Source organism: Exiguobacterium sp. s36 (genome assembly GCF_018618345.1).
Lineage (GTDB): Bacteria > Bacillota > Bacilli > Exiguobacteriales > Exiguobacteriaceae > Exiguobacterium > Exiguobacterium chiriqhucha.
This window is the reverse complement of the sequence record NZ_JACSLW010000011.1, coordinates 14,316-33,619: the sequence shown is the minus strand read 5'-3', so window position 1 is coordinate 33,619 and position 19,304 is coordinate 14,316. Positions and strand designations below refer to the sequence as shown.

Annotated in this window: 17 protein-coding genes and 2 tRNA genes; all 19 read left to right on the top strand. The window is 52.6% G+C overall.

All coding sequences use genetic code 11. The annotated features are described in order from the left end of the window. The first annotated feature begins 14 nt into the window (after positions 1-14). The 19 genes from KNP95_RS15175 to KNP95_RS15085 all read left to right on the top strand — a co-directional run bounded on the left by KNP95_RS15175 (position 15) and on the right by KNP95_RS15085 (position 19,244). The gene (locus tag KNP95_RS15175; RefSeq protein ID WP_353049000.1) at positions 15-1,310 is read left to right on the top strand and encodes a ubiquitin-like domain-containing protein; all 1,296 of its coding nucleotides are present in this window, start codon (positions 15-17) and stop codon (positions 1,308-1,310) included. After that, a complete protein-coding gene (gene rnmV, locus KNP95_RS15170) occupies positions 1,303-1,863 on the top strand; it encodes a ribonuclease M5 (protein ID WP_021065753.1) in 561 nt (186 codons plus the stop codon). Before KNP95_RS15175 ends, rnmV begins: the two co-directional genes overlap by 8 nt. Beyond that, entirely contained in the window at positions 1,860-2,738 is an 879-nt protein-coding gene (gene rsmA / locus KNP95_RS15165; protein WP_214838182.1) for a 16S rRNA (adenine(1518)-N(6)/adenine(1519)-N(6))-dimethyltransferase RsmA, read from the top strand. Before rnmV ends, rsmA begins: the two co-directional genes overlap by 4 nt. Positions 2,739-2,820: 82 nt before the next feature. Further along, entirely contained in the window at positions 2,821-3,057 is a 237-nt protein-coding gene (locus KNP95_RS15160) for a Veg family protein (RefSeq protein ID WP_021065751.1), read from the top strand. 100 nt (positions 3,058-3,157) lie between these two features. Beyond that, positions 3,158-4,021 carry a 4-(cytidine 5'-diphospho)-2-C-methyl-D-erythritol kinase gene (gene ispE, locus KNP95_RS15155; protein WP_034796941.1) on the top strand — a complete coding sequence of 288 codons (864 nt, stop codon included), beginning with the start codon at positions 3,158-3,160 and terminating at the stop codon, positions 4,019-4,021. A 73-nt stretch (positions 4,022-4,094) separates the two neighbouring features. After that, entirely contained in the window at positions 4,095-4,919 is an 825-nt protein-coding gene (purR, locus tag KNP95_RS15150; RefSeq protein WP_021065749.1) for a pur operon repressor, read from the top strand. 135 nt (positions 4,920-5,054) lie between these two features. Continuing rightward, complete coding sequence (spoVG, locus tag KNP95_RS15145; protein WP_021065748.1) at positions 5,055-5,354, top strand: septation regulator SpoVG; 300 nt, start codon at positions 5,055-5,057, stop codon at positions 5,352-5,354. 184 nt (positions 5,355-5,538) lie between these two features. Beyond that, on the top strand, positions 5,539-6,894 hold the full coding sequence (gene glmU, locus KNP95_RS15140; protein ID WP_214838179.1) for a bifunctional UDP-N-acetylglucosamine diphosphorylase/glucosamine-1-phosphate N-acetyltransferase GlmU: 1,356 nt from the start codon (positions 5,539-5,541) through the stop codon (positions 6,892-6,894). Between the two features lie 45 nt (positions 6,895-6,939). Continuing rightward, positions 6,940-7,896 (top strand): ribose-phosphate diphosphokinase, encoded by a 957-nt coding sequence (locus KNP95_RS15135; RefSeq protein ID WP_021065746.1) that lies wholly within the window; start codon positions 6,940-6,942, stop codon positions 7,894-7,896. 55 nt (positions 7,897-7,951) lie between these two features. After that, the gene (gene pth, locus KNP95_RS15130) at positions 7,952-8,509 is read left to right on the top strand and encodes an aminoacyl-tRNA hydrolase (RefSeq protein ID WP_058765144.1); all 558 of its coding nucleotides are present in this window, start codon (positions 7,952-7,954) and stop codon (positions 8,507-8,509) included. Positions 8,510-8,554: 45 nt separating this feature from the next. Then, complete coding sequence (gene mfd / locus KNP95_RS15125; protein WP_214838176.1) at positions 8,555-12,079, top strand: transcription-repair coupling factor; 3,525 nt, start codon at positions 8,555-8,557, stop codon at positions 12,077-12,079. Then, positions 12,063-13,610, top strand: a complete 1,548-nt coding sequence (locus KNP95_RS15120) for a polysaccharide biosynthesis protein (protein ID WP_214838173.1) — start codon at positions 12,063-12,065, stop codon at positions 13,608-13,610. Before mfd ends, KNP95_RS15120 begins: the two co-directional genes overlap by 17 nt. A gap of 1 nt (position 13,611) precedes the next feature. Next, entirely contained in the window at positions 13,612-15,027 is a 1,416-nt protein-coding gene (yabN, locus tag KNP95_RS15115; protein WP_021065742.1) for a bifunctional methyltransferase/pyrophosphohydrolase YabN, read from the top strand. Further along, positions 15,024-15,296: an RNA-binding S4 domain-containing protein gene (locus KNP95_RS15110; RefSeq protein ID WP_214838170.1), complete on the top strand. Its 273-nt coding sequence runs from the start codon at positions 15,024-15,026 to the stop codon at positions 15,294-15,296. Before yabN ends, KNP95_RS15110 begins: the two co-directional genes overlap by 4 nt. A gap of 45 nt (positions 15,297-15,341) precedes the next feature. After that, positions 15,342-15,716: an FtsB family cell division protein gene (locus tag KNP95_RS15105; RefSeq protein ID WP_021065740.1), complete on the top strand. Its 375-nt coding sequence runs from the start codon at positions 15,342-15,344 to the stop codon at positions 15,714-15,716. A 75-nt stretch (positions 15,717-15,791) separates the two neighbouring features. Next, complete coding sequence (locus KNP95_RS15100; RefSeq protein ID WP_021065739.1) at positions 15,792-16,331, top strand: S1 domain-containing RNA-binding protein; 540 nt, start codon at positions 15,792-15,794, stop codon at positions 16,329-16,331. A gap of 210 nt (positions 16,332-16,541) precedes the next feature. Continuing rightward, positions 16,542-18,944, top strand: coding sequence for a YhgE/Pip domain-containing protein (locus KNP95_RS15095; protein ID WP_214838167.1), 2,403 nt, complete (start codon positions 16,542-16,544; stop codon positions 18,942-18,944). A 142-nt stretch (positions 18,945-19,086) separates the two neighbouring features. Beyond that, positions 19,087-19,163, top strand: a tRNA-Met gene (locus tag KNP95_RS15090). Between the two features lie 9 nt (positions 19,164-19,172). Continuing rightward, positions 19,173-19,244 (top strand) — tRNA-Glu (locus KNP95_RS15085). Positions 19,245-19,304: the final 60 nt, after the last annotated feature.

Sequence of the window (19,304 nt, the reverse complement as noted above, 5' to 3'; positions counted from 1 at the left end):
TGTTCAGACGGATCGTGTTAAGCGTCGGCGTCGTGGCCACCGCTGTGTTCGCCTATATGGCGATGCAACCAGAACCTGTCACCATCATCGATGACGGAGTGACGATGGTGCATGAGAGTCGGGGCGAGTCGGTGTTAGATGTGCTTGAAGAGACGGGGATTGTCGTTGACGAGTCAGACGTCGTGACGCCGGCTTTGAGTGCGGATATCCCGCTCGACCGAGTTATTCAGATTGAGCGGGCCCGTACCGTCTCGCTACAAATTGGTTACGGACAAATCGAAACGGTTGAGACGCGTGAACGGACTGTCGAAGACGTGTTGCTTCGTTATGGAGTGAGTGTCCGTGACGGGGACGATGTGTACCCGGGCGTCCGTACCCCGATTACATCGGGTATGACCATCCGGTATCAGCCTGTCGTCGCACTCGATGTCATTGTCGGCGCTGAGGCGAAGACGGTTCATACGATGGCTCAAACTGTCGAGCAGGCGCTACAGGAGGCGAATGTGACGGTTTCTGACAAGGATACTGTCGAACCGGCTCTGGCGACACCAGTGCGAGACGGGATGACAATCACGGTCAACGTGAGTCGAGACGTCGTGCAGTATGAGAATCGACTCATCCCATTTGAAATCGTCAGAGAAGAGGACGACACGCTTGCGCTCGGAGAAACCGAGGTTGTTCAAGTCGGTGTCCCTGGACTCGAACGGACGCGGTATGCACTGACAGTGGAAAATGGTACAATTACAAATCGGACCGAAACAAGCGTGGAAACGCTGCGAACCGTGCGCCCTCAAATCATAAAACTTGGAACGAGAATCGTAGCTGAACCAGAGGCGAATCAAGAGACCGAGCAAGAACAAGAGGAGACGGCAACGACCGAACCGTCGAGCCCGTTTCGAGAGGAAGCAGAGATTAAAATCGAAGAGACGCCTCGAGCCGAGGACGTCTTAGATTTCACCTCTGCGAAACAGCTTCTCGTCGAGGCGACGGCGTATACGAACAATGCGGAAGATACGATCACGTTTGACGGCAGGGTACTGACGCGCAGCGGTTATGATGTGACGGACACGATTCTGTATGAAGGCATGCGAATCATTGCAGTCGATCCAGCCATCATCCCGCTCGGCACACGCGTGTACGTTGAAGGGTTTGGGATGGCGATTGCCTTAGATACAGGCAGTGCCATCAAAGGCAATAAAATCGATGTGATGATGGATTCGAAAGAAGAGGCAGTGACGTTTGGGCGTCAGCCACTCACGATTTGGGTCATCCCCAAGCAAGAAGAGAAAGAAGGAACTGATGATGCGTGAAAAGATACAAGAAGTGATTGTCGTCGAAGGTCGAGACGACACGACGCGGCTACAAGAAGTGTATGACGTCGATACGATTGAGACGAACGGGTCGGCCGTTTCGAAGCAAACAATCGAGCGAATCAAACGTGCCCAAGAGACACGGGGCGTGATTATTTTGACGGACCCGGATTATCCGGGTGACCGAATCCGGGCCATCGTCGAGGAGCAAGTCAAAGGGTGCAAGCATGCCTATCTCCCTCGAGCCGAAGCGAAAGACAAGCGCGGTAAAATCGGGGTCGAGCATGCTTCTCCAGCGACGATTCGCCGTGTGCTCGAAGCGTTGTATGAACAGCGGGTTGAGACGGACATGCCGCTCGTCACCCGTCAGATGGTGCTCGAAGCTGATTTGATTGGCGGACCAGACGCGGCGCGGCGGCGCAAACGACTCGGGGTGTTACTTCGCATTGGTGAACCGAACGCGAAACAGTTTGTGAAACGAGTGGAAGCGTTACGGGTCACGATTGAAGAATGGGAACGAGCACTGGCTCAGTTAGAGGAGGAAAATCATTGAAAGACATCGCCACAATTCAACGCACGAAATCAATTCTAGAACGTCACGGCTTCTCGTTTAAAAAGTCGCTTGGACAGAACTTTTTAATCGATTTAAATATTTTGAATAAAATCGTAGACGCCGCGGAGCTAAGTGAAGCGAGCGGGGTGCTCGAAATCGGTCCCGGTATCGGGTCATTGACGGAACAGTCTGCCAAGCGGGCTAAAAAGGTCGTCGCCCTCGAAATCGACCAACGTCTGCTTCCGATTTTGGAAGACACGATGTCTCCTTATCCACACGTGCATGTCATCCACGGCGATGCGCTCGAACTCGATATTCAATCCATCGTCGAGCGTGAGTTTTTCAGTCAAGGTATCGAAGACATCTCGGTCGTGGCGAACTTGCCGTATTACGTGACGACGCCAATCATCATGCGTTTACTGGAAAGCCAAATCAAGTTCCGTTCACTCGTCATGATGATTCAAAAAGAAGTTGCCGAGCGGATCGGAGCGAAGCCTGGGACAAAAGCATACGGCTCTCTCTCGATTGCAATTCAGTATTACGCAGAGGCGAACGTGAGCTTTATCGTCCCGAAAAGTGTGTTCATGCCGGCGCCGAACGTCGATTCAGCGGTCATCACGTTGAAAATGCGCCCCAAACCGGCGGTCGACGTGAAGGATGAAGCCTTCTTCTTTGAGATTGCCCGTGCCAGTTTCGCGCAACGTCGGAAAACGATTTTGAATAACTTGACGAATCACCTGGGCAAAGATAAAAAAATGGAAATCGAACGTCTCTTGGGTGAGGCTGAAATCGATCCAAAACGGCGAGGCGAAACGCTTTCGCTTGAAGAGTTTGCACGGTTAGCGGACACAATTTTACCACTTAAAAACAGTTGACGACCGGATAGCGAATCGATATAATATTAATCTTTATTTTCATTTCTGAATGTGTTATACTTGTAACAGTGAGGTGAAGCGTATGCCAAAGACGTTGCAAGAAATCAGACAGAAACTCGAATCGCATGTTGGAGAACGATTGACGTTGAAAGCAAACGGCGGTCGTAAGAAAGTCGTTACTCGGTTTGGAACGCTCGTTGAGACGTATCCCGCGGTGTTCGTCGTCAAATTGGATGAAGACCATCATAACGTGGAACGTGTCTCATATAGCTACGCTGATGTCCTAACGGATACAGTTAAAATTGAATTCAGCAATTGAACGATAAATGAGAGGCGGATGCATTGGCAGCTGCTTCTTTTTTTGTGCGCTCGTTTACGGTACAATGGCGAACAGGAGATACATGGGAAGGGTGAACGATATGCGCACGATCAGTGTGAAAGCGCCGGCAAAAATCAATTTGACGCTTGACGTCCTTGGGAAGCGGGCAGATGGCTATCATGAAGTAGAAATGGTAATGACGACAGTGGATTTATCGGATCGACTGGAATTGACCGTCCTTGATACAGACGAGATTCGGATTCAATCTGAACATGCCTATGTGCCGAATGACCACCGGAACTTGGCGTATCGTGCAGCCGAGTTGTTGCGGAAGCGATTTGGCATCAAGCAAGGTGTCGAAATCGTATTGGATAAGCAGATTCCGGTCGCGGCAGGGCTAGCTGGCGGATCGAGTGACGCTGCCGCGACGCTTCGAGGTATGAACGACCTGTTCGACCTCGGCCTGTCGTTAGAAGAGTTGGCCGAACTTGGGGCCGCCGTCGGATCGGACGTATCGTTTTGTGTCATGGGGGGAACAGCCATCGCGCGCGGACGCGGTGAACAGTTAGAGACAATCCCGTCACCGCCACCGTGTTACGTCGTCTTGGCGAAACCGAAAATCGGGGTATCGACGGCCGACGTCTATCGCGCGGTAGAGATGGAGAAGATTGTGCATCCAAACACCGAGGCTATGGTCACGGCGATTCGTGATCGTGATTTTGATGGTATCTGTTCAAACTTAGGCAATGCCCTTGAGGCGGTCACGCTCGAACTTCATCCGGAAGTTCGCCAAATCAAAGAAACGATGCTCCACTGCGGAGCGGATGGGGTGCTCATGAGTGGAAGTGGTCCGACCGTATTCGCACTAATTGAGCATGAACAAAAAGCACATCGTGTCTATAACGGGCTGAAAGGATTTTGTCCTGAAGTGTTCGTCGTTCGGATTCTCGGCAAAAAACATTGAACAAAGACGAATGAGAATGATATATTCTGTTTAGAACATTCGTCTATTATTGAAGAAGTGAAGGGGAATCCGTATGAAAATTCGTAGAAGTGGTCGTCTCGTTGATATGACCCGTTATTTGCTGGACCATCCGCACCAGCTCGTCTCGTTATCGATGTTTTCGAGCCGTTATAAAGCAGCCAAGTCATCCATCAGTGAAGATTTGGTCATTGTCAGTGAAATGTTGGCCCACGATGGCACGGGTAAACTGGTCACGGTGCCAGGAGCGGCCGGTGGCGTCATGTTCATCCCAGGGTGGAGCAAAGACAAGTCGCTCTCGATGATCGACGGGCTATGTGAACAGTTGTCGAAGCCAGAACGGTTGCTCCCAGGAGGTTATCTCTATTTGACAGACGTCCTCGGTAACCCGCGTCAAGTGAAGCCGATGGGCCAAGTCTTCGCCTCGGTGTTCGCTGATCGGAAAGTCGATGTCGTCATGACGATTGCGACGAAAGGGATTCCGCTCGCCTACGCTGTAGCCGAGCAACTCGGGGTACCGTTTGTCATCGTTCGGTCCGATAGTCGTGTCACCGAAGGTTCGACCGTGAGTATCAACTACGTCTCCGGTTCGTCGAAGGCGATTCGCACGATGGCGCTCGCGCGTCGCAGTTTGCCACGTGGCGCGAACGTGCTGTTGATTGACGATTTCATGAAAGCTGGCGGAACGATTCGCGGAATGATGAGTCTCTTGAACGAGTTCGAAGCGAACCTTGCCGGTGTCGGCGTACTTATGGAAGCAGAAGGCGCCGAGAAGAAAATGGTGAGCGAATACGTCAGTTTAATGAAATTGACGAACGTCGACTCGGATGAAGGTCTCGTCACGATTTCGCGTGGAAACGTCGAACAGTTCTTAAAGTGATTGGCAAAAAATTGATTTCGTTTTATGATGAAAGGGTATAAGATTCGTACGAAGTCAATCGGTTCGCTTGGAATCATCTCAGCCTTTTAGAAAGTACACCACGGTCCAGACAACGATGAAAAGGGGATGCGAAACATGCAGATCACAGACGTAAAAATTCGCAAAGTCGCGACGGAAGGTAGAATGAAGGCACTGGCCTCCATTACACTCGACCACGAATTTGTGGTACACGACCTTCGAATCATTGAAGGGAGTACCGGTCTGTTCGTAGCGATGCCGAGCAAGCGGACGCCAGAAGGGATTTTCCGTGACATTGCTCACCCGATTAATGGAGATATGCGTCAGAAAGTCGAGGCTGCCGTTTTAGAGGCGTACGGTCAAGAGGACGTCGCCATCGCCGAGACGCAAGCCCAATATAATGCCATGAACGAGTAATATTTGACAGCGGATGGGGATCCTTCCGCTGCCTTTTTACGTTTCATTGGTTACGAATAGGTACAACGGTTGAAACCGCGTCATGGTTTCGATATAGTAGATACGGTGTAAATAAGGTTTGAATGTATAAAAAACCGAACATTTGAGTATATTACAGTCGATATGAGATAGGAGCGAATCAAGAATGGATCGTTTTGCAGTCATTTTGGCAGCAGGTAAAGGGACGCGCATGAAGTCGAAGCTTTATAAAGTACTTCATCCGGTCCTTGGAAAACCGATGGTCGAACACGTCGTCGATCAACTCGACAAAATCGGGGTCAGTCGTCAAATCGTCATCGTCGGCCATGGGGCTGAAGCGGTACAAGAGACGTTGGGCTCACGCGTGGAGTATGCGGTCCAAGAACAACAGCTCGGTACGGGCCATGCGGTACAGATGGCAGAAGCTGAACTCGCAGGCAAACCTGGCGCGACGCTCGTCGTTTGCGGCGATACACCGCTATTGACAGCGGAAACGCTCGAGGCGTTGTTGGCCCATCACGAGGCGCAACAGGCAAAAGTGACCGTGTTGACTGCGATTGCTGATGATGCGACTGGATATGGCCGCGTCATCCGCGGGGAAGACGGAAATGTCACAAAAGTCGTCGAGCATAAAGATGCGTCTGACACTGAACTAGAGATTCGTGAAATCAACACCGGAACGTACGTGTTCGATAACGAGCTCTTGTTTGATGCATTGAAGCAAGTCGGGAACAACAACGCTCAAGGCGAGTACTACTTGCCGGACGTCATCTCGATTGCGAAAGAAGCAGGCGAAGTCGTGGCAGCACACACGGCGCCGACATTCGATGAAACGATCGGCGTCAACGATCGTGTCGCTCTCTCACAAGCTGAAGCGGTCATGCGCAAGCGGACGAACGAACGCCTCATGCGTGAAGGTGTCACATTCATGGATGCAGCTTCGACATACATCTCACCAGATGCCGTCATCAGTTCGGATACGATCATCTATCCAGGGACGGTCATTCTCGGGAAAACGATTATCGGTTCAGAGTGCGTGATTGGTCCAAATTCAGATATCCGCAATAGCGTCATCGAAGACGGTGCGACGGTTCGTCAATCGGTCGTAAGTGACAGCCGTGTCGGAACTGAAGCACAGGTCGGGCCGTTCGCCCACCTTCGTCAACAAGCAGTCCTCGGCGCGAATACGCGCGTCGGTAACTTCGTGGAAATCAAAAAATCAACGTTCGGAGACGGTGCGAAAGCATCACATCTCAGCTATATCGGAGATGCTTCGATCGGGGAACGCGTCAACCTCGGCTGTGGCTCGATCACGGTCAACTATGACGGCAAGAACAAGTTCGAAACGGTCGTCGAAGCCGATGCATTCGTCGGCTGCAATGTGAACTTGATCGCTCCGGTGAAAGTCGGAAAAGGCTCAATCGTAGCAGCCGGTTCGACGATCACGGATGACGTTCCTGAAGAGGCGCTTGCGATCGCACGCGAACGCCAAACGAATAAAGAAGGTTACACGAAACGATAAGTTGCTGCCTATTATTATGGAAAACGATGGAGGAGAATCCTAAACATGTCTACTGTATATGAACGTGAAATTCGCCTATTTAGCTTAAACTCAAACCGCCCACTCGCCGAAGAGATTGCCAAGGAAATTGGCATCCCGCTCAGCGATTGCCAAGTGAAGCGGTTTAGCGACGGAGAACTTTACATCAACATCGAGGAGAGCGTGCGAGGCGATGATGTGTACATCATTCAATCGACGAGCTCACCGGTGAACGAAACGCTCATGGAGTTACTCGTCATGATCGATGCGTTGAAACGAGCATCGGTTCGGACGATTAACGTGGTCATGCCATACTACGGTTACGCTCGCCAAGACCGCAAGGCGCGCTCACGTGAGCCGATCACAGCGAAACTTGTCGCTGATTTATTGACGGTTGCAGGTGCCACGCGTTTAATCACGATGGACTTGCATGCTGCTCAAATCCAAGGTTTCTTCAATATCCCAGTAGACCAATTATTAGGTGTTCCACTCATCTCGACGTATTTTGAGACAGATGAATTTAAAGCGAAAGACATTGTCGTCGTTTCACCGGACCACGGTGGCGTCACGCGTGCCCGTAAGCTTGCCGAACGCTTGAAGGCTCCAATCGCCATCATCGACAAGCGTCGTCCTGAAGCGAACGTGGCTGAAGTCATGAACATCGTTGGCAGCGTTGAAGGCAAGACGGCCATCTTGATCGATGACATCATCGATACAGCTGGAACAATCACGCTCGCGGCCGATGCCATCGTCCAAGCTGGTGCAAAAGAAGTGTACGCCTCGTGTACACACCCAGTGTTATCTGGACCGGCGATGGAACGGATCGACAACTCGTCAATCAAGGAACTTGTTGTCTTGAACACGATCGATTTAGAAGGTCGCGAATGTTCAAGCAAAATCAAGCAGATGTCGGTTGCCCGTTTGCTTGGAGAAGCGATCATGCGTGTCCACGAGCACAAATCGGTGAGCACACTGTTCGATTAAAAAAACGAGGCCCGAAGGCGTTCGCCTTTGGGCTTTTTTGTTCAGGAGGAATAAGATGAAATGTATCGTCGGCCTCGGGAATCCAGGCAAAAAGTATGAGATGACCCGTCACAACGTCGGATTTTTGGCGATTGATCGCCTTGCCGACAAGCATGGGATCAAACTCGATGAAGCCAAGTTTAAAGCATTGATTGGAACGGGAAGAATCAATGGAGAACGTGTCGTCCTCGTCAAACCGCTCACGTATATGAATTTATCAGGCGAGTCGGTCCGTCCGATTTTAGATTATTATAAGATTGAGATTGACGACTTGCTCGTCATTTATGATGACTTGGACATGGTCCCAGGAAAGCTGCGGTTCCGTCCGAAAGGCAGTGCCGGCGGACATAACGGCATCAAGTCGTTGATTCAGCATTTAGGCACACAAGACTTTAAACGTCTGAAACTGGGGATTGGCCGTCCGCCGCATCCGATTAAAGTGGTCGATTGGGTGCTTATGAACTACCGTAAAGAAGACATGCCAGAATTAAATGATACGCTCGATCAAGCTGTGTCCGCCGCAACCGATTTTGTGGATACTGAATGGATTGCGCTCATGAATCGATATAACTAAAGGGTCAACGTACCCTTTTTTGTCGTATGAGGTGGAGGAAAACAAATGAATGCTCTAGAGAAATTCATGGTGACGTTACCTGAGACGAACGTGATTCGGGAGCGGTTGCCAAAAGTCGATCGACAACTCGTCACCGGATTGACAACAAGTGCCAAGGCGCTTGTATTGGCGGGTTTGGCGAAAAATTCGCCAAGACGTCTCGTCGTCGTCACGCATAACATGTATCAAGCACAAAAAATGTACGATCAACTCGAGTCGCTCATCGGTCCGAGCAAAACGTTGCTTTATCCGATTGATGAGACGCTCGCTGGCGAACTATCCCTCACATCGAGCCCAGAATTGCTTGCCGCTCGGATTGAGGCTCGGACACGTCTCCTTGACGAAACGGGAGGCGTCCTTGTCGTGCCGCTCGGTGGCTTGCGCCGTTATATCCCGAACCCGTCAGACTGGCAAACGAGTCATCATCACATCAAACCTGGACAAGAGCTCGATTTAAAGCCGTTCGCCGAGACGCTCATCACGCTCGGTTATGAACGGACGGCCACCGTGACGGCACCGGGTGAATTCTCCGTCCGCGGCAGTATTTTAGACGTCTATCCGCTCACGGCAGCGCGCCCGTATCGCATCGATTTGTTCGACACCGAAGTCGATTCCATCTTTACGTTTGATGCCGAGACGCAGCGTTCGCTAGGTGTCGTCGGCGAAGCGGTCATCCCACCCGCCACCGAGTTCATCGCCTCACGCGACCAGTTGCAGCAGGCCGGACAAGCACTCGAACGTCAATATGAGCGGACGCTTTCGCTCATTGAGACCGAGACGATCCGGCAAGCGCTCGAGGACGGAATCGCCCGGGACATCGAACAGTTCGGTCGAGGCGAGGTTCCTGAAAAAGTTGGGAAGTACACACCGCTCCTGTATAGCTCGACGCTCCTCGATTATGTTGGGGCGGAAGCGGTGTTGATGTTAGATGAAGTGGCACGGATTGAAGATGCTGCCGACGTGCAAGACCGCGAAGAAGCGGAATGGTTCTCGTCGCTCATCGAACGAGGGGAATCGGTCAGCAACTACACGCTCGCCGTCCCGATGCATAAAGTATTCCGTACGTTGAAGCAAGTCGCGTTCTCCTTGTTGCCGTCACGACGGTCCGGAATTCCGGAGACGAACACGGTCCACCTCAGCTGTCGCCCGCTCCCGGCGTTTCATGGCCAGATGCACTTATTGAAACAAGAAGTCGAACGGTGGCAACAAGGTGACCATCGCATCGTCTTCTTGGCAGGGGATCAAACACGGGCCGATAAAGTGGTGGAGTTGCTTGACGATTATGGAATCTCATCCACGTTCACAAATGTGGACGGTGAGCTGTTGCCGCGTCACGTCCATGTCATGATCGGACAAATCGAAGGCGGCTTTGAACTCTCGACGAGCCGTCTCGTCGTCGTTTCCGAAGAAGAACTGTTCAAGCGCGTCACGAAGCGGAAACGTCAGACGAAGAATTTGACGAACGCCGAACGGATTAAAAGTTACCAAGAATTGAAGCCGAACGACCATGTCGTCCACATCCATCACGGAATCGGGAAGTACCTAGGCATCAAGACGATTGAAGTCGGCGGCATTCATCAAGACTACTTACATCTCGTCTATGCCGGCGACGATGCGCTGTACGTCCCCGTCGATCAAATCGATCTCGTTCAAAAGTATGTCGGGACCGAAGGTAAAGAGCCGAAGATTTACAAACTCGGCGGAACCGAGTGGAAGAAGGTCAAATCGAAAGTCGCCAAATCGGTGGAAGACATCGCCGATGAACTGATCAAGCTGTACGCGGCGCGTGAAGCGTCCGTCGGCTATGCGTTCCCAGGTGATGACGAAGAGATGAGCCAGTTCGAAAGCTCGTTCCCGTACGCAGAGACAGAAGACCAAGTCCGCTCCATCGCCGAAATCAAAGCGGACATGGAACGGTCGCGGCCAATGGACCGTCTCCTTTGCGGCGATGTCGGTTACGGCAAGACGGAAGTGGCGATTCGAGCCGCGTTCAAAGCCGTGCTCGCCGGGAAGCAAGTCGCGTTCCTTGTGCCGACGACCGTGCTGGCGCAACAACATTACGAGACGATGCTCGAACGGTTCAGTGAATTTCCAATCAACGTCTCTGTCATGAGCCGCTTTCGCTCGAAAAGCGAGATGGCGGCGACGAAAAAAGGCTTGAAAGAAGGGACGATTGACGTCGTCGTCGGGACGCACCGCGTCTTGTCGAAAGATGTGACGTTCGCCGATCTCGGTCTCGTCATCATTGATGAAGAGCAGCGGTTCGGGGTCAAACATAAGGAACGACTCAAGCAGTTGAAGACGAATATCGACGTCTTGACGCTGACGGCGACACCGATTCCGCGGACACTCCATATGTCGATGATCGGCATCCGAGACTTGTCGGTACTCGAGACGCCGCCAGAGAACCGCTACCCGGTGCAGACGTACGTCATGGAATACGATGGTATTGTCTTGCGGGAAGCACTTGAGCGCGAACTCGCACGAGGCGGACAGGCATTCTTCCTCTACAACCGCGTCGAAGGCATCGAGCGGAAGGCAGAAGAGATTCGCGCTTTGTTACCGGAGGCACGCATTGCGACGGCACACGGTCGGATGACCGAGACAGAACTCGAGAGCCAGCTCATCAGTTTCCTAGAAGGGGAAGCGGATGTGCTCGTCTCGACGACGATCATCGAGACCGGCATCGATATCCCGAACGTGAACACACTCATCGTTCACGATGCGGACAAGATGGGGCTGTCACAGCTGTATCAGTTGCGCGGACGTGTCGGTCGTTCCAACCGGATCGCCTACGCCTACTTCACGTATCGGAAAGACAAGCGTTTGACCGAGGTCGCGGAGAGCCGGCTACAGGCCATTAAAGAGTTCACGGAGCTCGGGAGCGGGTTCAAGATTGCGATGCGCGACTTATCGATTCGCGGCGCCGGAAATCTGCTCGGGGCCCAACAGTCCGGGTTCATTGATTCGGTCGGATTCGACTTATACTCACAAATGTTGTCTGAAGCCATCGAGGAACGGAAAGACCGGATGCGCGGACAGGCGAAACAAGTCGTCTTCAAACCGGAAATCGCGTTCCAAGCGGATGCGTATATTCCGGACGACTATTTATCGGACAGCGAATTGAAAATCGAGATGTACAAACGCTTTAAGTATGTCGATACACCAGAAGCGTTGTTCGCCCTCCAGGACGAGTTGATTGAACGGTTCGGCGAATTCCCGGAACCGGTCGCGCTCCTCATCCAACTGACGCGTCTGCGCATCTATGGCGAGATGGCGAAAGTGGCGCGCATCAAACAGTCTCCGGGCCGCATCGAGATGGTATTGTCGCTCGAATCGACGACGGCGCTCGACGTGCCGTCATTCATGGAATGGACGATGCCGCTCGGTCGGAAACTCGGTGTCGGACAAGACAACGGTGCCCTCAAATTGTCGCTCAGTGGCCGCATGCCGGTCGTCGAACTGTTGAACGATGCCGATACGGTGCTTGAGGAGCTCGTGAAGAGGTTGGCGCATGCGGTCGCCAAGTAAGTTTGCGACCGGCGTCGTCTTATTTGCGCTCGCGGGCTATCTTTCAAAGTTCATCAGTTTCGCTTACCGAGTGCCTTACCAAAATATCGCCGGAGACTTCGGGTTGTATGCCTATCAGACGGTGTATCCATTTGCCGCGATCGTCGCTTCGCTCGGCATGTATGCGATGCCGGTCGTGATTGCCAAAATCGGTGTCGGGGCACATGGACCGAGGCGAAAGCTCGAAGTGTTATGGGGCAGTTTTTACGCCTTGCTCGGTTTAGCCGTCATCCTTGTCGTCACGATGTGGATGCTAGCACCGGTCATCGCCCGTCTCCTCGGGGACATGGAACTCGCACCGACGCTGCGGATCATCAGCCTGAGTTATTTACTCATGCCGGCTTTGGCGGTGCTCCGCGGTTCGTTTCAGGCCGTCGATGACTTGCGGCCGAGTGCGATTTCTCAAGTGCTCGAGAACCTCGTTCGCGTCACGGTCTTACTCGTCGCCTTGTTGATTGGCGTTCGCTTCGGTCAAGATGCCTATACACTCAGTCGATACGCGTATGGGGCGACGCTCGTCGGAGGTGTCATCGCCATCGTCATCTTGTCATTATGGGCGAAGCAGTTACGGCTCGTACCGGTACAACCCACGACGTTGCGGTCTGTCCTTCGAATCTTACTGACGACGGGGTTTGCCGTCGGTTTCGCCTCGCTCGGGATTTTATGGATGCAACTCGTCGACTCGTTCACGATTGTCAATCTGATGGGCGGGGATTATGCGGCGAAAGTCGGCAAAGGGGTATTTGACCGAGGCTATCCGCTCGTTCAATTCGCGATTCTTTTCACGACGGCGCTCGGAATGGCAAACGTCCCGAACTTGGTGCGGCATTATCGTGCCGGTCGTATCGAAGCGACCTCTTCCGGACTCAGTTCGATGATTCGCGTGACGACAACGGTCGCCGCTGCGGCCACAATCGGCTTGATGGGTGTCATGTTCCCGTTGAATGTCGCGCTATTTGAGAACGCGGCCGGGACGACAGCGCTCGTCTTGCTCTCGACGAGTACGTTCGCCGCGTCGCTTGCCGTGGCGAGCATGACATGTCTACAGGCGATTGATCGGGAACGCACAGCTGCTGTCGGTATGATTCTCGCCATCTGCGTGAAGCTCGGCAGCAACTTGTGGCTCGTCCCTTCCTATGGCATCGCCGGGGCTGCCCTCGGGACCTCGATTGCCTTTTTAGCGATGGCCGCGTTCAATTTCAATCGGCTCGATCAAATCATCCCGCTCGGCATGCTCCGGTTTCGACATTATGGACGTCTCGTCAAAACGGTGGCGCCGATGGGCGTCATCTTGCTCGGCTTGAACGTCATGGCGCTGGATGGCCTGACGCATCGTCTCGATGCCCTCATCTGGCTCGTCTTCATGCTCGTGCTCGGTGCCGGCATTTATGTCTGGCGGTTATGGAAAGAACAAATTTTGACGATAGAAGAATGGGAAATGATTCCGTTCGGAGGTCGTCTCATCAATCTGCTAGAAAAAAAGGAGAACTGATATGAGTTACGGAATTACGGTCGTCGGCCTCGGGTCTGGCGAACTTGATCAACTACCGCTCGGTGTCTATCGTCATTTGAAGCAGCAACCGCTCGTTTGGTTGCGCACGAAAGAACACCCTGTCGTCAGCGAACTTGAGGCGGAAGGCGTGACGTTCGAATCGTTTGATGCGATTTACGAAGCGAGTGACACGTTCGAGGACGTCTACCGACAAATCGTTGAGACGTTGCTTGAAAAGAGTGAAGAGCTAGCCATCACCTATGCCGTACCGGGACATCCGTTCGTGGCGGAGCGGACGGTCGAACTGCTCGTCGAACAAGGTGCGGACGTCACGTTCCTCGGCGGTCAGAGCTTTTTGGACGCTATGTTCCAAGCCCTCCGCATCGATCCAATCAACGGCTTCCAATTACTCGATGCGACGGCGCTCGATGTCGAACGGATTCAAGTGACCCAACACGTATTGATTGGTCAAGTGTATGACGGATTCGTGGCCGGAGACGTGAAAGTCCAATTAATGGAACGATATCCGGATGAGCATATCGTCAAACTCGTGACAGCCGCTGGGACAAAACATGAGCGGGTCAGTGAAATCCCGCTCTATGAGATGGACCGCGTGGCAGAAGTCGACAACTTGACGACGCTCTATGTGCCGCCGTTGACGGACGAGACGCATTTGGCGCGCGAATTTTCGACGCTGAAGCACATCATTGCGACGCTCCGCGGTCCGGACGGCTGCCCGTGGGACCGGAAACAGACGCATGAGTCGCTCCGTAAATATTTGCTCGAAGAAGCGTACGAATTGATTGAAGCAATCGATACGGAAGACGATGATGCGATTGTCGAAGAGCTCGGTGATGTGTTGCTTCAAGTCATGCTCCACGCCCAAATCGGAGCGGACGAAGGCTATTTTGATATTCGAGACGTCATTGGCACCGTCAGTGAGAAGATGGTCCGCCGTCATCCTCATGTGTTTGGGGATGTGACGGTCGATGATGCCGATGAAGTGGTGACGAATTGGAATGCGATTAAACAAGTGGAAAAAGGGGAAAAGAGAAAATCGCAGCTAGATGGAGTTCTCATGACGCAACCTGGTTTGATGCGGGCCGAGCAATTGCAGAAAAAAGCTGCACAAGTCGGTTTCGAATGGGACGATGTTCAAGGTGCGTTCGAGAAATTGGAAGAAGAACTCCACGAGTGGAGAAGTCAGCCTGAAGATGAACGAGAACTTGGGGATGTCCTCTTCTCAATCGTCAACGTGGCGCGCTATTTCAAGTTGAACGCCGAGCAGGCGCTCGAACGAACCAATCAAAAATTTAAGAGACGATTCGAATACATTGAAGCGAACGGCTCCCTCGAAGAGATGACGCTCGAAGAGATGGATCGGCTCTGGGATGAAGCGAAGGAGAAGGGATTATGAGACTAGACAAGTTTTTGAAAGTATCCCGCTTGATTAAGCGGCGTACGTTGGCGAAAGAAGTCGCCGACCAAGGCCGGATTCAATTGAACGGACAAGTAGCGAAAGCGAGCACCGACGTCAAAGTCGGTGATGAGTTACAAATTCGATTCGGGAATAAGCTCGTCACGGTCGTCATTGACTCGATTGCCGAGTATGCCCGCAAAGAGGATGCGAAAGAAATGTACCGCTTGCTCAAAGAAGAAAAGGTGAACAGTGGTACGGAAGCGTAAAAAAAAGGTATACTGAACGTAACAGGACAGGAGGAAGGTGATTCGATGAATGGACGTAACCCGATGGAACGCAAACAGCGGATTCGGGCTCTTGATGAACGGAGAGAACAGCTGGAAAAAGAACAGAACCGGCGACGTATCCATCTTCGACGCCGCCTGGCTGCGGCCTCACTTCTCTTTTTGTTAATGGTTGTCTTCATCGGTCAAAGTTACTTCTCGAAAGTCGGATATGTGTCCGAGCAAGAACGGAAACAAAATGAAGCGCAAGTCGAACTTCGGGAAACGAAGGACGAACAATCAGAACTGAAAGAGCAGGTCGAGCGTTTACAAGACGAAGAATACATCGCCAATCTAGCGCGCAACGAGCTGTTGTTCTCGAAAGATGGCGAGATTATTTTTTACTTCTCACCAGAGGAATAAGTGGGTTCGTTGACCGTTGACGAATCGACTCGTATAATTGTAGGGAATCAATCAAAAAAAGGAGTACATTATTTTATGTCAATTGAAGTAGGAAGCAAGGTACAAGGTAAGGTTACAGGGATTACGCATTTCGGAGCGTTCGTAGAACTTCCAAATGGCAAAACGGGTTTGGTGCACATCAGTGAAGTGGCAGATTCTTACGTCAAAGACATCAATGAAGTGCTAACGGTCGGTCAAGAAGTGACGGTCAAAATCTTGAACGTCGAAACAGATGGCAAAATCGGGTTGTCTATCAAAAAGGCCGTCGATCGCCCTGTCAGTGAACGTCCAGAGCGTCCAGCCGGCGAGCGTTTCTCTCGTGGCCCACGCCCAGGCGGCCCGGGTCAAGGCGGCCCACGCCCAGGTGGTCCAGGACAAGGTGGCCCACGCGGTGGCGGCGGTCCACGCGGTGGCGGTCCACGTGGTGGTGGCGGCGGACGTCGTGAAGTACGCCGTGAGCCAGAAACGTTCGATACGTTGATGAGCAAGTTCTTGAAAGACAGCGACGAGCGCTTGACGACGTTAAAACGTCAAACCGACTCAAAACGCGGTGGACGTGGAGCCAAGCGCGGGTAACCCTTCGTAAACCATCAGCTTCTACTCGTAACGATAGACGGTCTTCCTCAAGAAGACGACGAACCACAGACTTTTATAGTCTGTGGTTTTTTTTTGATTCTTTTTTGTTATGAAAAATAACTAAAAAGGGTTGCATTTTTTCGAGGAAGCGAGCACAATAGGGAACATGAAAAAATAGTTATGTTTTATAAGTGAAAGGTGAGAATGAAAATGAATGGATGGAAACTGTGGTTGGCGGAATGGAGAAGCATCGGGAAGAATCCTCGGGTCTGGGTCCCGATTTTCGCGGTCGCACTCGTGCCGCTCATGTATGCCGGGATGTTCTTATGGGCGTTTTGGGATCCGTATGGACAGATGAAAGACTTGCCGGTGGCGATCGTGAACGAAGACCAGGGAGCGACGTTCGACGGGGAGCAACTTGCCGTCGGGGACGAACTCGTAGAGAAGTTAAAGACGTCTGAGGCGTTCGAATTTATCGAGACGACGAAACAAGAAGCTGAGTCAGGATTGAACGATCATGACTATTACATGGCGATTGAGATTCCGGCAAACTTCTCAGAAAAAGCGACGACGGCGCTCAGCGAACAACCTGAGAAGCTCGAACTCAAATATATTGCCAATGAATCGTATAACTTTTTAGCGGCTCAAATCGGCGGTTCCGCGATGGAGCAAGTGAAAGGTGAACTGTCGACCGAAGTCGCGAAACAGTACGTCAGTGCGATGCGTGACGGGATTCAAGATGCCGCTGCTGGACTCGATGAAGCGGCGGCTGGGGCGGGAAAACTAGCAGATGGATCGCAGACGGCCGAACAGGGGGCGACCCAATTGGCCGACGGGACCGCATTGCTCGCTTCAAAACAACAAGAATTGGCTGACGGGGCGAGTCGGCTGAATGAAGGTGTGGCCCAACTCGAGACAGGGACGACGGAGTTGGCGAAGGGAAGCCAGCAAGTTTATGCAGGTAGCGCCGCCTTATCAGACGGGGCACGTCAAGTGAATGACGGGGCGTCTGCCCTTCAAGACGGAACGAGCCAACTTGTCGAAGGGACAGACACGTTCGCCTCGAAGTTGGAGGAATTGCACAGCGGGACGGCTTCTCTCAATCAAGGCGTTCAACAACTCGCGGCCGGGATTCAGCGTTCGAAGGACGGCAGTGAGCAATTGAGTGCCGGTTCAAATGAATTGGCGGCCGCGATGACGGCGGCGAAAGAAGGGAATGCCGCCTTGATGGCAGGAGAGACGGAACTCGTGGCCGGAATCGGTCAGATGAAGACAGAAGTGTTGGCCAGTCAAGATCAGTTGATGACCCAGCTGTCAGCACTCGCCGAGGCAGGGCAACCTGCTTCACCAGAGATGCTACAGGCGATTGTGGCCCAATTGGCGGAAGGTCAAACAGCGACAGCCGCTGGATTCGATGCACTGTCCGCGGGAGCGACGCGTGTGAAAGAAGGACAGGCCGCGCTCGGTGACGGATTGACGCAAGCAGAGGCTGGTGCCAATGAACTCGCTTCGGGACTGGTGACGTTACGTGACGGACAAGCTGAACTCGCAAGCGGGGCACAGGCGTTGGCGGATGGGTCGACCCAAGTGGAACAAGGGGCGCAAACGGCAGCCGTGAGTTCGAAAGAGTTGGCTTCGGCAAGCAATCGCTTAAACGCCGGCGTCGGAGCGTTGAAAGACGGGACCGCCGAACTCGCGTCCGGCAGTACGCAGTTGACCGAGGCGACGGGCGCCTTGTCAGAGGGGAGTTCGAAACTCGCAGACGGGGCGAAGAGCGCCGGCGCGGGCACGAATACACTCGCGAACGGGGCTGTACGTTTGGCAGAGGGCGGTAAAGACCTCCAGTCAGGTAGCGACCAGCTCGCAGACGGAGTGTCCGAACTTGCGGCGGGTAACAGCAAGTTACGGGACGCGCTCGCCGATGGGGCCGAAGCGGCCGCGATCGACATCCGAGACGATAACGTCGACATGATGGCCGGACCGGTCACGGTCGTCAACGAATCGATTCACAAGGTCCCGAACTACGGAACGGGTTTTGCACCGTACTTCATGTCACTCGGACTATTCGTCGGGGCGCTCTTGCTCTCGATCGTCTATCCGCTGTACGATCCGGCTGGAAAACCGAAACGCAGCCTGTCATGGCTCGTCTCAAAATCAGGTGTGTTGCTCGTTATCGGATTTATTCAAGCGCTCGTCTTGGATGTGGCGATGGTCATGTTGCTCGGACTTGAAGTCGAGGCGCCGCTCCAGTTCTTCGGATTCAGTTGGCTCGTCAGCATCACGTTCCTCTTAATCGTGCAGCTACTCGTCACGACGCTCGGAAATCCGGGCCGTTTCGTAGCCATCGTCTTATTGATCCTTCAATTGACGACGTCGGCTGGAACGTTCCCGCTCGAACTGATTCCGAGCGCCCTCCAACCGTTTAACGCCTGGTTGCCGATGACATACACCGTATCGGGCTATAAAGAAATCTTGTCAGCGGACGGCTGGAGCTACCTGCAACAAGCAATCATCTATTTGGCGTTCGTCTCAACCGCTTGCTTCTTCCTGCTATGGGGATATTTCCGCATCGCTTGGAAGAAAAAATATCGGCTGACGACGTCAGAAGCGTGATGCACAACGAACTGAAAATCGTGTATAGTGGATAAGACGACACTATACACGATTTTTTTGTGAAAAAACTTTAAAAAAAGAATTGACACTGGCGTGGGTACTGGTTATTATAGAAAATGTGCTTAGGACACAACAATAACATGGCGGTGTAGCTCAGCTGGCTAGAGCGTACGGTTCATACCCGTGAGGTCGTGGGTTCGACTCCCTCCGCCGCTACCATTTTATTTAGGCCCGTTGGTCAAGCGGTTAAGACACCGCCCTTTCACGGCGGTAACACGGGTTCGAATCCCGTACGGGTCACTTACCTAAGCGAAAAGAAGCCATCTCACTCGAGATGGCTTCTTTTGTTATATCAAGGAG

What these genes read in the sequence shown, in the direction of transcription:
- rnmV (WP_021065753.1), top strand. Translation starts at nt 1,303, where the DNA reads ATGCGTGAAAAGATACAAGAAGTGATTGTCGTCGAAGGTCGAGACGAC.
- KNP95_RS15160 (WP_021065751.1), top strand. Translation starts at nt 2,821, where the DNA reads ATGCCAAAGACGTTGCAAGAAATCAGACAGAAACTCGAATCGCATGTT.
- ispE (WP_034796941.1), top strand. Translation starts at nt 3,158, where the DNA reads ATGCGCACGATCAGTGTGAAAGCGCCGGCAAAAATCAATTTGACGCTT.
- purR (WP_021065749.1), top strand. Translation starts at nt 4,095, where the DNA reads ATGAAAATTCGTAGAAGTGGTCGTCTCGTTGATATGACCCGTTATTTG.
- spoVG (WP_021065748.1), top strand. Translation starts at nt 5,055, where the DNA reads ATGCAGATCACAGACGTAAAAATTCGCAAAGTCGCGACGGAAGGTAGA.
- glmU (WP_214838179.1), top strand. Translation starts at nt 5,539, where the DNA reads ATGGATCGTTTTGCAGTCATTTTGGCAGCAGGTAAAGGGACGCGCATG.
- KNP95_RS15135 (WP_021065746.1), top strand. Translation starts at nt 6,940, where the DNA reads ATGTCTACTGTATATGAACGTGAAATTCGCCTATTTAGCTTAAACTCA.
- pth (WP_058765144.1), top strand. Translation starts at nt 7,952, where the DNA reads ATGAAATGTATCGTCGGCCTCGGGAATCCAGGCAAAAAGTATGAGATG.
- mfd (WP_214838176.1), top strand. Translation starts at nt 8,555, where the DNA reads ATGAATGCTCTAGAGAAATTCATGGTGACGTTACCTGAGACGAACGTG.
- KNP95_RS15120 (WP_214838173.1), top strand. Translation starts at nt 12,063, where the DNA reads ATGCGGTCGCCAAGTAAGTTTGCGACCGGCGTCGTCTTATTTGCGCTC.
- yabN (WP_021065742.1), top strand. Translation starts at nt 13,612, where the DNA reads ATGAGTTACGGAATTACGGTCGTCGGCCTCGGGTCTGGCGAACTTGAT.
- KNP95_RS15110 (WP_214838170.1), top strand. Translation starts at nt 15,024, where the DNA reads ATGAGACTAGACAAGTTTTTGAAAGTATCCCGCTTGATTAAGCGGCGT.
- KNP95_RS15105 (WP_021065740.1), top strand. Translation starts at nt 15,342, where the DNA reads ATGAATGGACGTAACCCGATGGAACGCAAACAGCGGATTCGGGCTCTT.
- KNP95_RS15100 (WP_021065739.1), top strand. Translation starts at nt 15,792, where the DNA reads ATGTCAATTGAAGTAGGAAGCAAGGTACAAGGTAAGGTTACAGGGATT.
- KNP95_RS15095 (WP_214838167.1), top strand. Translation starts at nt 16,542, where the DNA reads ATGAATGGATGGAAACTGTGGTTGGCGGAATGGAGAAGCATCGGGAAG.